The sequence below is a fragment of the Pseudaquabacterium inlustre genome, from assembly GCF_038066595.1.
Taxonomy (GTDB): domain Bacteria; phylum Pseudomonadota; class Gammaproteobacteria; order Burkholderiales; family Burkholderiaceae_C; genus Pseudaquabacterium; species Pseudaquabacterium inlustre.
The window spans coordinates 471,564-483,704 of the sequence record NZ_JBBUTH010000011.1 but is presented as its reverse complement, the minus strand read 5'-3'; the positions used below and the strand labels follow the sequence as shown (position 1 = coordinate 483,704).

Here is a 12,141-nt window from a genome sequence, read left to right as displayed (position 1 = left end):
CGATCACGGCGCTGGGGTTGTGGTGCAGGTCAGACAAGACGACTCTCTTTCGGGCGCGGCGGCAAAACATTGAATTGTAGGCGGCCGCCCGCATCTGCCCGTGCCACACGACCGCCAAACTCCCTGCAGGGCCTGCCCGACATGAGTGACATCACGATCCAGAACTTCGAAACCGAGCTGATCCAGGCCTCGATGCAGCAGCCGGTGCTGCTCGACATCTGGGCGCCCTGGTGCCAGCCCTGCCGCACGCTGGGCCCCATCCTGGAAAAGCTGGAAACGGCCTACGGCGGCCGCTTCAAGCTGGCCAAGCTCAACAGCGACGAGCAGCCCGAGATCGCCGGCCAGCTGAGCCAGGCCTTCGGCGTGCGCTCGATCCCGTTCTGCGTGCTGTTCGCGCAAGGCCAGCCGGTGGACGGTTTCGTCGGCGCGCTGCCCGAGGCACAGATCCGCGAGTTCCTCGACCGCCATGTGCCCAGCGCCGCCGAAGCGGAAGCCGAGGCCGAGACCGCCGAGGCCGAGGCGCTGGAAGCCGAGGGCGACGTGCACGCCGCGCTCGCCAAGCTGCAGCAGGCGGTGGCCGTGGACCCGGCCAACGACACCGCGCGCTTCGACTACGTCAAGCTGCTGATCGAGACCGGCAACCTGCCGATGGCGCGCCAGGCCTTCGAGCCGGTGGCCGGCAAGCTGCAGTTCGAGCCGCGCCTGGCCGCGCTGGGCCTGTGGCTGGCCGCCTGCGAGAAGGCCCCCACCGCCCGCCCGCCGCAGGCCCTGGCCGCCGCCATCGAGGCCAACCGGCGCGACTTCGACGCCCGCTACGAGCTGGCCCAGCTGCAGATGGCCGTGGGCCGCTTCACCGACGCGATGGACGCGCTGCTCGAGATCATCATGCGCGACAAGGCCTGGAACGACGAGCTGGCGCGCAAGACCTACGTGGCCATCCTCGAGCTGATGACCAAGCCGGTGCCCAAGGCCGCGCCGGGCGCAGCCGGCGCCGATGCCGGCAAGGCCAAGGGCACGCTGGAGCTGACCGGCAAGGCCGCCGTGCCGCCGTCCGACCCGGTGATCGACCAGTACCGCCGCAAGCTCAGCATGGCGCTGTTCTGAGCCGGCGCGCCCGGCACCCGGGCCGCCCGGCGCCGGCGCGGCCTGCGTTGAACCTTGTGGATCCCCCAGGGTCCAGCGTCATCACCCGCACCTAAAATGGGCGGTTTGCCCGACCGCGCGGTGCGCAGCGCGCGCCGCGCGGATCCACTTTCTCCTAGGAATTTCCCATGTTCATTTCCGAAGCGTTCGCCCAGACCGCCCCGGCCGCCGGTGGCGCCGAAGGCGGCACCATGCAGCTGGTCATCATGGTCGGCATGTTCGCGGTGCTGTACTTCGTGATGATCCGCCCGCAGATGAAGCGCCAGAAGGAACACAAGGCCATGATCGAGGCCCTGGCCAAGGGCGACGAGGTCGTGACCTCGGGCGGCCTGGTGGGCCGCGTGACCAAGCTCGACGACAACCACCTGCGCCTGGAAGTGGCCAGCGGCGTCGAGCTGCAGCTGCAGCGCAGCGCCGTGGTGCAGGTGCTGCCCAAGGGCACCTACGGCAAGTAAGCCGCCAGCCACAGCAGTCTTTGCGGCACCGGCGCGGCACGCGCCGGCACCGCCTGGCACCCCGCCCCCCGGGGTGAACCGCCCGCCGCCCGCCATGCCCCACACCCCCGGGGCCGGCGCCGGGTCGAGGAACGCGACGATGAACCGTTACCCCTGGTGGAAATACGCCCTGCTGGCCCTGGCGCTGGTGATCGGCCTGATCTACACCCTGCCCAACTTCTTCGGCGAAGCGCCGGCGGTGCAGGTGTCGTCGGGCAAGGCCACGCTGAAGGTCGACGCTGGCCTGGTGCCGCGCGTCGAGCAGGCGATCCAGGCCGCCGGCCTGAAGGCCGACTTCGTGCAGCTGGACGGCACGTCGGTCAAGGCCCGCTTTCGCAGCACCGATGACCAGATCAAGGCCAAGGACGCGATCGCCAAGGCGCTGAACCCCGACGCCGCCAACCCCGGCTACATCGTCGCGCTGAACCTGCTGAGCCGCACGCCCACCTGGCTGGCCGCGCTGCACGCGCAACCCATGTTCCTGGGCCTGGACCTGCGCGGCGGCGTGCACTTCCTGATGCAGGTGGACATGAAGGCCGCGCTGACCAAGAAGGCCGACAGCGTGGCCAGCGACGCGCGCACCCTGCTGCGCGACAAGAACGTGCGCCATGCCGGCATCGCCCGCGACGGCAACCAGGTCACGATCCGTTTCCGCGACGCGGCCACCGCCACCCAGGCGCAGAACCTGCTGACCGACCAGCTGGCCGACTGGCAGTGGACCGCCACCCCCGATGGGGCCGACATCAAGCTCGCCGGCGAACTGAAGCCCCAGGCCGCCAAGGCGGTGCAGGACGCGGCGATCAAGCAGAACATCACCACGCTGCACAACCGAGTCAACGAGCTCGGCACCTCCGAGCCGGTGATCCAGCAGCAGGGCGCCGACCGCGTGGTGGTGCAGTTGCCCGGCGTGCAGGACACGGCCCGCGCCAAGGACATCATCGGCCGCACCGCCACGCTGGAGGTGCGCATGGTCAACACCAGCACCGAAGCGCTGGATGCCCTGCGCGGCAGCGGCCCGGTGCCCTTCGGCAGCGAGCGCTACGCCGAGCGCGACGGCTCGCCGATCATCGTCTTCCGCCAGGTGGTGCTGACCGGCGAGAACCTCACCGACGCCCAGCCGGGCTTCGATTCGGGCTCCAGCGGCGAGCCGGCCGTGCACCTGACGCTCGACGCCAAGGGCGCGCGCATCTTCCGCGACGTCACGCGCGAGAACGTCGGCAAGCGCATGGCCATCCTGCTGTTCGAGAAGGGCAAGGGCGAGGTCGTCACCGCGCCGGTGATCCGCAGCGAGATCGGTGGCGGCCGCGTGCAGATCTCGGGCCGCATGACGACCCAGGAGGCCACCGACACCGCGCTGCTGCTGCGCGCCGGCTCGCTGGCCGCGCCGATGGAGATCATCGAGGAGCGCACCATCGGCCCGACGCTGGGCGCCGAGAACATCAAGATGGGCTTTGCCAGCGTGGCCTACGGCTTCGCGGCCATTGCGGTGTTCATGTGCGGCTACTACCTGCTGTTCGGCGTGTTCAGCACGCTGGCGCTGGGCTTCAACCTGCTGCTGCTGGTGGCCGTGCTGTCGATGCTGCAGGCCACGCTGACGCTGCCGGGCATCGCCGCCATCGCCCTGACGCTGGGCATGGCCATCGACGCCAACGTGCTGATCAACGAGCGCGTGCGCGAGGAACTGCGCAACGGCGCCTCGCCGCAGGCGGCGATCAACGCCGGCTACGAGCGCGCCTTCGCCACCATCCTCGACTCGAACATCACCACGCTGATCGCCGGCCTGGCGCTGCTGGCCTTCGGCTCGGGCTTCGTGCGCGGCTTCGCCGTGGTGCACTGCCTGGGCATCCTGACCAGCATGTTCTCGGCGGTGATGTTCTCGCGCGGCCTGGTCAACCTCTGGTACGGCCGGCAGAAGAAGCTCAAGAGCGTGTCCATCGGCCAGGTGTGGAAGCCGGCCGCCGTGCCGGGCTCGGCCGTGACGCCGGCCGACGGCGACGCCGCCCCCAAGGCCTGACCGCAACGCGACGAGGACCCCTCACATGGAATTCTTCCGCATCCGCCGCGACATCCCGTTCATGCGGCACGCGCTGGTGTTCAACATCATCAGCTTCGTCACCTTCGCCGCCGCGGTGTTCTTCCTGGTCACCCGCGGCCTGCACCTGTCCATCGAGTTCAAGGGTGGCACGGTGCTCGAGGTGGAGTACGCCCAGACCGCCAACCTCGAGAAGGTGCGCGGCACCATCGAGGCGCTGAAGCTCGGCGAGGTGCAGGTGCAGAACTTCGGCACCTCGCACGACGTGCTGGTGCGGCTGCCGGTGCGCGGCGAGGCCAAGCCTGGCGAGCAGGCTGCCACCGCCACCCGCGCCTTCGAGGCGCTGTGCCAGGCCGAGAGCGGCCGCGTGGGCACCAAGGCCTACACCACGCCGCAGGGCGAACAGGTCAGCCGCCCCTCCTGCACCACGCCGGCCGGCACCGAGCCGGTGAAGCTCTCGCGCACCGAGTTCGTCGGCCCGGCCGTAGGCTCGGAACTGGCCGCCGACGGCCTGAAGGCGCTGGCCTTCGTGGTGGTGGGCATCGTGCTGTACCTGGCCTTCCGCTTCGAGTGGAAGTTCGGCGTGGCCGGCATCATCGCCAACCTGCACGACGTGGTCATCATCCTGGGCTTCTTCGCCTTCTTCCAGTGGGAGTTCTCGCTGGCGGTGCTGGCGGCGGTGCTGGCGGTGCTGGGCTACTCGGTCAACGAGTCGGTGGTGATCTTCGACCGGATCCGCGAGGCCTTCCGCAAGTACCGCAAGCTGACCACGCCGCAGGTGATCGACCACGCCATCACCAGCACCATCAGCCGCACGGTCATCACCCACGGCTCCACGCAGATCATGGTGCTGGCCATGCTGCTGTTCGGCGGTCCCACGCTGCACTACTTCGCGGTGGCGCTGACCATCGGCATCTGCTTCGGCATCTACTCGTCGGTGTTCGTGGCGGCGGCCATCGCGATGTGGCTGGGCGTCAAGCGGGAAGACCTCATCAGCAAGGGAGGGGGCGCGGCCGGCAAGGAACACGACCCCAACGACCCGAATGCAGGGGCGGTCGTTTAGTCCTGGTATAGAGTAGGGAGTCACCCTGAGTCTCCCGAAGTCCACCCCCTCCACCATGGCGACCGCCGCCGACAACGCACAGATCGCCAGCCTGGCCCGGCGTCGCTACGTGGAGGAGCTGCTCAAGGGCCTGCCTGCGGTGGTGAGCGCCGTCTCCGGCGCCTCGCGCGAGCTGCTCGACAAGCCTGCCGAGTACGCGGTCGCCCAGCGCCGCCGCGACTTGGTGCAGGGCCTGATCAAGCATTCCGGCGCCTGGCACGGCGCGATGGCCGCCGGCCTGCGCCACGTGCTGCAGCACGGCGTCACCGCGTCGATCCCCAGCCAGGCCCCGGCCGGCAGCCGTGACGGCGGCCTGTCGCTGGTCGACGACGACACCATCGAGCGCGAGATCCTCACCTCGCGCCTGGCGCTGGCCATCATGGACCGCGCTTCCTGGGAGTTCACCGACCTGCGCTCGCGCGTCGCCTTCCTCGAGCGCCGCGGCGAGCTCGACACCCATGACATGCTGCGCGCCCACATCCTGGCGCGCGTGGTGCTGGACGCCTGGCGCACGGCCGGCCTGCTGGCCGACGACTGGCGCGAGGCCCAGCCGCTGCTGCACGACGAGTTCGCTGCGCTGGCCCAGGAGGCCTACCACGAGACCAACCGCTGGCTGGTCGGCCAGCGCGTGATGGCCGACGTGGACCTGCGCCCGCTGATCCGCCGCGCCCGGGAGGGTGGGGCCGGCGGGGGTGGCGGCACAGGCAGCGGTGGCAGCGGCTTCGGTCACTCGGGCAGCCCGTCGTCGGGTCATGGCCTGGGCGGCCGCGCCGGCAGCGGCCTGGCCGGCCCGTCCAGCGGCCACGGCAGCTGGGGCCACGACGACCGCCAGGTCGGCGAGGAGACCCGCATGATGACCCGCGCCGCGCCACTGGCGCGCGGCAGCGACCACGCCGAGGCGGTGATGAGCCGGCTCAACCGGCTGGTCGGCCGGCACCTGCCCGGCTTCTCCGACACCCAGCAGGCGCGGCCGGTGTCCGACACCCTGTCGGTGGCCATCCAGAACGCCCAGCACAGCCTGCGCCGCCGCTTCGGCACCACGCCGACCGGCGGCACCACGGCAGGGGCCAGTGCCGGCGCGTCCCGCGGTGGCCATCGCCCGGGGCTGGCCGGCGGCATGGTGGCCGGTGGCGCCATGGCGCCCACCGGGCCGATGCTGCTCGACGAGCTCGACAAGGGCAAGCAGGCGCTCAAGCAGGCCGCCAGCAGCCCCACCGAGCGCGCCACGATCGAGATCGTGGCGATGATGTTCCAGAGCATCCTCACCGAAGACCGCATCCCGGCCGCCATGCGCGTGTGGTTCGCGCGGCTGCAGATGCCGGTGCTGCGCGTGGCCATCAGCGAGCCCGATTTCTTCGCCACGCTGGATCATCCGGCGCGCCGGCTGATCGACCGCATGGGCGCCTGCGTGATGGGCCTCGATTCGGCCAGCGGCGCGGTGGGCGATGCGCTCGAGAAGGAGATCAAGCGCGTGGTGCAGGTCGTCGAGGCCTACCCCGACACCGGCCGCCGCGTGTTCCAGACCGTGCTGACCGAGTTCGAGAAGTTCCTCGAGCATTACTTCAAGAACGAGAACGAGGCCACCCGCCGCGGCGTCACGCTGGCCCAGCAGGTCGAGCAGCGCGAGACGCTGGCCATCCAGTACACCATCGAGCTGCGCCGCATGCTCAACGAGGTGCCGGTGCAGGAAGGCGTTCGCCAGTTCCTGTTCCAGGTGTGGGCCGACGTGCTGGCCACCTCGGCCGTGCGCTACGGCCCGCAGGCCACCGAGACCAAGGCCATGAAGCGCGCTGCCGCCGACCTGATCTGGTCGGCCAGCGCCAAGGTCACGCGCGAGGAGCGCGCCGAGGTCATCCGCCGCCTGCCGCCGCTGCTCAAGCGCCTGCGCGACGGCATGGCCTCGGCCAACATGGCTGCCGAGAAGCAGGACGAGCGCATCAACGCGCTGAACAACGCGCTGGCCGCCGCCTTCACGGCCAAGGCCGCGGTGATCCCCAGCGACCGCCTGCAGGACCTGATGGAGCGGCTCGACTCGCTGGAAGAACTGCTGCCGGCGGCCGAGGACATCGAGATCGACGAGTCGATGGTGCTCGACCTGTCGGGCCACGAGAGCTCCGAGATGGAAGTGGTGTCCGATGGCGGCACCATGCCCACCGCGCCGATGCTGGCCTGGGCCCGTGAGCTGATGGTGGGCAGCTGGTACACGCTGGACTGGCGCGGCCGCCGCGAGAACGTGCAACTGGTGTGGCACGGCATGCGCCGCCAGCTGTCGCTGTTCGTCACGCCGGCCGGCCGCTGCCTGATGTTCCAGCAGCAGCGCCTGGCGGCCTACCTGCAGGCCGGCCTGCTGCTGCCGGCGCAGGACGAGGCGCTGACCGTCAAGGCCACGCGCAGCGCGCTGGCCAAGCTGGACGCCGATCCGTCCAAATTGATGAATTGAGCTGGAGCACCCGGTGCCGCGGATACGCGGCACCACCCACCGGGCGGGTGCGGGCCGGCTTGGGAGCTGCCCGGCGCTCGGCCCGCGGCACGGGGCTGGTCAGTGAATGAGCCGCTCTTCGGGCGCGACGAACAGTTCGTCGAGGATCAGCGCGTCGGGCTCCTCGCCCAGGCTCCAGAAGACCATCAGCACGATGACCTTCAGGTCTTCCAGCGCCAGCGGCGATTCACCCACCGCGCTGGCGCGGTCGATCACCATCTCGCGCATCGACGGCGGCAGCACGCCGGCCGATTCGAGGAAGCTGACGAAGGCCACTGAATCAGGCCCCAGGCGGTCCAGCTCGGCCGGCGAGTACACGCGCATGCTGGCCTCGGACTGCTCGCCGGTGTAGGTTTGCGCCGCTTCGGCCAGGCCATCCAGCCACACCAGGGCTTCCTGGATCTCGTCGGACTCGAAGCCCACGGCCGAGAGCTTGCGCGTCAGCTGCACATGATCCGGGCACGCATCAGGGCGCCAGTAGTTCTCGTAGAGATAGACCAGAACCTCGAACATGAATCCACTATACCCCAGGGCCCGGATCCGGGGCGGCGGCGCAGCGCCGCGTTCCGGCGTCAATTCGACGCTTTCATGTGAGCAGGCGCTCACTGCCTGAAATTCGCTCAGGCGATCTCGATTCTCTGGTACAGACCGCCTGGCAGACGGGCCACCTGGCCGCTCAATTCCAAGGTCAGCAGATGGGCTGACAAGCTGTGCGCGGGCCAGCCGCAGCGGGCGATCAGCACGTCCAGCGAGGCCGGATCGTGGCCCAGTGCGCGCAGCACGGGGTCGTCGGCTTCGCTTGCGGCGTCGGGCACGGCATCGGTCGCGGCGGACCGGGTGCCGGGCGCGTCTGGCGGCGCCGCACCGCCCTTGGCCGGCGCGGGCCGGCCCAGTTCCTCAATCACCTGCGCCACCGAACCGACCAGCGTGGCCCCCTGGCGGATCAGCTCGTGGCAGCCCTCGCTCTGGCTGGACAGGATGGAGCCCGGCAGCGCGAAGACCTCGCGCCCCGCCTCGGCCGCCAGCCGGGCAGTGATCAGCGAGCCCGAGCGCAGCGCGGCCTCCACCACCAGCGTGCCGCGGCTCAGCCCGGCGATCAGGCGGTTGCGTTGCGGGAAGTGCGCGGCCAGCGGCGGCGCGCCGGGCGGCAGCTCGCTGACCAGCAGACCCTGGCGGGCGATGCGCCGGGTCAGCGCCCGGTGGGCCGGCGGGTAGACCACGTCGATGCCGGTGCCGATCACCGCCACCGTGCCGGGCGCGGCGCCCGGCACGGCCTCGCCCATGGCCTGCAGCGCGCCCTCGTGCGCGGCGCCGTCGATGCCCGCGGCCAGGCCCGACACCACCGTCCAGCCCTCGCGCAGCAGAGCGGCGCCGAAGGCCCGCGCGTTCTCGCGCCCCTGCGGCGTGGGCCGGCGGCTGCCGACGATGGCCACCGCCGGCGCGTTCAGCAGTGCGGCACGCCCCTCCAGGTACAGCAGCAGCGGGGGATCGGCGGTGTGCAGCAGCGCGCCGGGGTAGTCGGCGTCGCCCAGCACCAGGATGCGGCGCGGCGGGCCATCGGGGGCCGCGCCGTGCAGCCAGGTGGCCACCCGGTCGAGCAGGTCGTCCAGGCCCGGTGGCCGCTGCGCCAGCGCGGCCGCCACGGCCACGCCCGCCACGCTGCGGCAGGGCAGCTCACCGGCCTGGAACACCGCCTGCGGCGACCCGAACGCGGCCAGCAGGCGCCGCGCGGTGTCACGGCCCACGCCGGGGGTGGCCAGCAGGCGCAGCCAGGCGTTCAGTTCGTCGGGGTCGGGCGCGGCCGGCGCTGCCGCGCCGGGCGATGAAGCCGAGTGCGGCTGCATGCCCGGCCTGCCTGGCCGATCAGGGCTGCGAGAAGCGGTCGCCCGGCTTGACCGGATCGAGCGCCGAGACGATCAGCGCATACGACACGCGGTCGAACACGCGGAACACGAACAGCAGACCGCTGCGCTCGTCGGGCAGCTGGATGGGTTGCGGCTTGGCCTGGGTGGCGTCGGTGGCCGGCAGGCCGGCGCGCCACAGGGCCAGCACATGGCCGCGCTCCAGCCCGTCGCGCGCGCCACGGTTGATGGCCACGATCTGGTTCTGGCCGGCACTCAGCGCCTCGCCGTAGATCGACACCACGCGGCCACCCACCGGCTGCGACGGGGCATGCGGCACATAGGCCTGCAGGTCGTGCGGCGGCACCGGCGCCAGGCGGTCGCCCACGCCAGCCTCCAGCCGTGCGCTGGTGAGCTGGAAGGTGGCCGGCAGCGGCACGCCCTGCTCCACCGCCGTGCGCACCAGATCGGCCGTGCCCACGTAGCCGGCCTCGAAGCCCAGCACCTCGCGGGTCTCGGGGTCGGCCAGCGGCTTGGCCTGGCGGTAGACGGTGAAGCTGCGCGCGCCGCCCAGGTCGCCGCGCACGTAGGCGGTCTCACCGCGCGAAACCATCACGCGGCCCTCCTGCGTGGCCACGATGCGCGGCGCACTGGCCAGCGCGTTGTCGCTGAGCACCACGGCCTCGTTCAGGAACGGCGCGATCAGGCTCAGCGGGATCGACGCGATGGCGCCGTTCTCGAGCAGCTGGCTGCGCACGCGCGGCGACAGCTTGACGGTGTTGGTGGGCGCCTCGCCCTCGGCCGCCGCGCCGGCCAGGCGCAGGCGCGCGCGGCCGTTACTCTTGTCGAGCACCAGCACCTGGCCCGGGTAGATCAGGTGCGGGTTGCGGATCTGGTCGAGGTTCATGCCCCACAGCTCGGGCCAGCGCCAGGGGCTCTTCAGAAATAGCGAGGACACCCCCCACAGCGTGTCGCCGCGCTGCACGGTGTGCGACTCCGGCGCGTTGGGCGCCAGCTCGGACAGCGCCACGCCGGCCTCGGCCACTTGCTGGGCGGTGGCGCGCCAGGCCGGCGACACCGGCTCGAGCGACTGCACGCCGGTGCTGGCTGCCATCAGCAGCGGCAGCAGGCCCCAGGCGCACGCCTGCAGGCGCGTGCGGTCGGGTCGGGGCTGGCGTGAACTCATGGCGTGGATCTCCGGATGGGCCGATGCGACAATCCGCACCGCGCGGCAGGTGCTGCGTGGCAGACACCCTAGCAGCCCCCGGCACGCCAAGGACTGCACGGGCGTTGAAATACTTCATGCAGCCTCACAGATTCTGCCGATAAACCCTTGATGCCGCAACGAAAAGCGCTGGCGCCCGCCGCCCCGCATCGGCGCGCAGCCAGCACCGGCGTTGCATCGCATCCACAGTTGTTTCCCCTTGTGTCGGGCCGGCCCGACACCGCACACCGATGGCCCTGCTGACGATCCTCCGTTATCCCGATCCGCGCCTGCACACCGTGGCCAAGCCCGTGGCCCAGGTGGATGACCGCATCCGCCAGCTGGCCGACGACATGCTGGCCACCATGTACGAGGCCGACGGGGTGGGCCTGGCCGCCACCCAGGTGGACGTGCACGAGCGCGTGATCGTGATGGACACCTCGTCCGAACGCGACCAGCCGCTGGTGCTGATCAACCCCGAGCTCACCGCGGTGAGCGAGGAGATGCATGTCGGCGACGAGGGCTGCCTGTCCGTGCCCACCATCTACGAACCGGTGCAGCGCCATGCCCGTGTGACGGTGCGCGCGCTCGACCGCAACGGCCAGACCTTCAGCCTCGACACCGAGGGCCTGGCGGCGGTGTGCGTGCAGCATGAGATGGACCACCTGATGGGCAAGGTGTTCGTCGAGTACCTCAGCACGCTCAAGCGCAACCGCATCAAGACCAAGATGATCAAGAAGACGCGCGACGAGCAAGGCAGCCGCTGATGGCCGGCGCGCCGTCCCTGCGCGTGGTGTTCGCCGGCACGCCGGAGTTCGCCGCGGAGGCCCTGCGCCAGCTGCTGGCCGCCGGCCACAGCGTGCCGCTGGTGCTGACCCAGCCCGACCGCCCGGCCGGCCGCGGCATGAAGCTCACCCCCTCGCCGGTGAAGGCGCTGGCGCTGCAGCACGGCATCACCGTCGCCCAGCCGCGCAGCCTGCGCCTGGATGGCAAGTACCCCGAGGACGCCGCCGCCGCCCGCGATGCGCTGCAAGCCACCGCGCCAGACGTGATGGTGGTGGCCGCCTACGGCCTGATCCTGCCGCAGTGGGTGCTCGACCTGCCGCCGCGCGGTTGCCTGAACATCCATGCCTCGCTGCTGCCGCGCTGGCGCGGCGCCGCGCCCATCCACCGCGCCATCGAGGCCGGCGATGCCCTCACCGGCATCACGCTGATGCAGATGGACGCCGGCCTGGACACCGGCGACATGCTGCTGACCGCCGAGGAAGCCATCCGCCCCGACGACACCACCGCCGCGCTGCACGACCGCCTGGCGGCGCTGGGCGGCGCGCTGTGCGTGCAGGGCCTGGCCGCGCCCGATGCGCTGGTGCGCACGCCCCAGCCGGCCGAAGGCGTGACCTACGCGCACAAGATCGAGAAGCACGAAGCGGCGATCGACTGGTCGCAGCCGGCCACGCAGGTCGAGCGCCGCGTGCGCGCCTTCGACCCCTTCCCCGGCGCCAGCTTCACGCTGGCGGGCGAGGTGGTGAAGCTGTGGGCCGCCGAGGTGCTGCCCGGGGCCGCCGGCACGCCCGGCCAGGTGCTGCAGGCCGAGGGCCAGCGTCTGGTGGTGGCCTGCGGCGAGGGTGCCCTGGCGCTGCGCACGCTGCAGCGGCCGGGCGGCCGGCGCATCGACGTGGGCACCTTCCTGCAGCAGCGCCCGGGGCTGGCAGGCAGCACGCTGGGCTGAGCCTGGCCCGCCCGCGCGCTGCGGCGGTGGCCTGGCGGCGTGGCCGGCATTGAACTCTGCGGCCGCGCCCGCATCTGACGCCACATCGTCACCCATGCCCCGACGCCGGGGCCCTCA

General features: G+C 71.4%; 10 protein-coding genes. 7 read left to right on the top strand and 3 right to left on the bottom strand.

The window, feature by feature from the left end:
- Positions 1–141: 141 nt before the first annotated feature.
- The 5 genes from AACH10_RS24875 (at position 142) to AACH10_RS24855 (ending at position 7,211) form a co-directional block, all read left to right on the top strand.
- Positions 142–1,104 (top strand): tetratricopeptide repeat protein, encoded by a 963-nt coding sequence (locus AACH10_RS24875; RefSeq protein ID WP_341413240.1) that lies wholly within the window; start codon positions 142–144, stop codon positions 1,102–1,104.
- A 167-nt stretch (positions 1,105–1,271) separates the two neighbouring features.
- Positions 1,272–1,598: a preprotein translocase subunit YajC gene (gene yajC, locus AACH10_RS24870; RefSeq protein WP_341413239.1), complete on the top strand. Its 327-nt coding sequence runs from the start codon at positions 1,272–1,274 to the stop codon at positions 1,596–1,598.
- Between the two features lie 139 nt (positions 1,599–1,737).
- A complete protein-coding gene (gene secD / locus AACH10_RS24865) occupies positions 1,738–3,651 on the top strand; it encodes a protein translocase subunit SecD (RefSeq protein WP_341413238.1) in 1,914 nt (637 codons plus the stop codon).
- Positions 3,652–3,676: 25 nt separating this feature from the next.
- The gene (gene secF, locus AACH10_RS24860; protein WP_341413237.1) at positions 3,677–4,732 is read left to right on the top strand and encodes a protein translocase subunit SecF; all 1,056 of its coding nucleotides are present in this window, start codon (positions 3,677–3,679) and stop codon (positions 4,730–4,732) included.
- Between the two features lie 55 nt (positions 4,733–4,787).
- A complete protein-coding gene (locus tag AACH10_RS24855) occupies positions 4,788–7,211 on the top strand; it encodes a DUF1631 family protein (RefSeq protein WP_341413236.1) in 2,424 nt (807 codons plus the stop codon).
- 99 nt (positions 7,212–7,310) lie between these two features.
- On the opposite strand, the gene AACH10_RS24850 is transcribed toward AACH10_RS24855, so the two are convergent.
- The 3 genes from AACH10_RS24850 to AACH10_RS24840 all read right to left on the bottom strand — a co-directional run bounded on the left by AACH10_RS24850 (position 7,311) and on the right by AACH10_RS24840 (position 10,277).
- Positions 7,311–7,763 carry a Smg family protein gene (locus tag AACH10_RS24850; RefSeq protein ID WP_341413235.1) on the bottom strand — a complete coding sequence of 151 codons (453 nt, stop codon included), beginning with the start codon at positions 7,761–7,763 and terminating at the stop codon, positions 7,311–7,313.
- A 107-nt stretch (positions 7,764–7,870) separates the two neighbouring features.
- On the bottom strand, positions 7,871–9,094 hold the full coding sequence (gene dprA / locus AACH10_RS24845) for a DNA-processing protein DprA (protein ID WP_341413234.1): 1,224 nt from the start codon (positions 9,092–9,094) through the stop codon (positions 7,871–7,873).
- Positions 9,095–9,113: 19 nt separating this feature from the next.
- Positions 9,114–10,277 carry a LysM peptidoglycan-binding domain-containing protein gene (locus tag AACH10_RS24840; RefSeq protein ID WP_341413233.1) on the bottom strand — a complete coding sequence of 388 codons (1,164 nt, stop codon included), beginning with the start codon at positions 10,275–10,277 and terminating at the stop codon, positions 9,114–9,116.
- A gap of 269 nt (positions 10,278–10,546) precedes the next feature.
- On the opposite strand from AACH10_RS24840, the gene def reads away from it, so the two are divergent.
- Both def and fmt read left to right on the top strand, forming a co-directional pair.
- Positions 10,547–11,062 carry a peptide deformylase gene (gene def / locus AACH10_RS24835; RefSeq protein ID WP_341413232.1) on the top strand — a complete coding sequence of 172 codons (516 nt, stop codon included), beginning with the start codon at positions 10,547–10,549 and terminating at the stop codon, positions 11,060–11,062.
- Between the two features lie 17 nt (positions 11,063–11,079).
- Positions 11,080–12,024, top strand: coding sequence for a methionyl-tRNA formyltransferase (fmt, locus tag AACH10_RS24830; protein ID WP_341413300.1), 945 nt, complete (start codon positions 11,080–11,082; stop codon positions 12,022–12,024).
- The last annotated feature ends 117 nt before the right edge of the window (positions 12,025–12,141 follow it).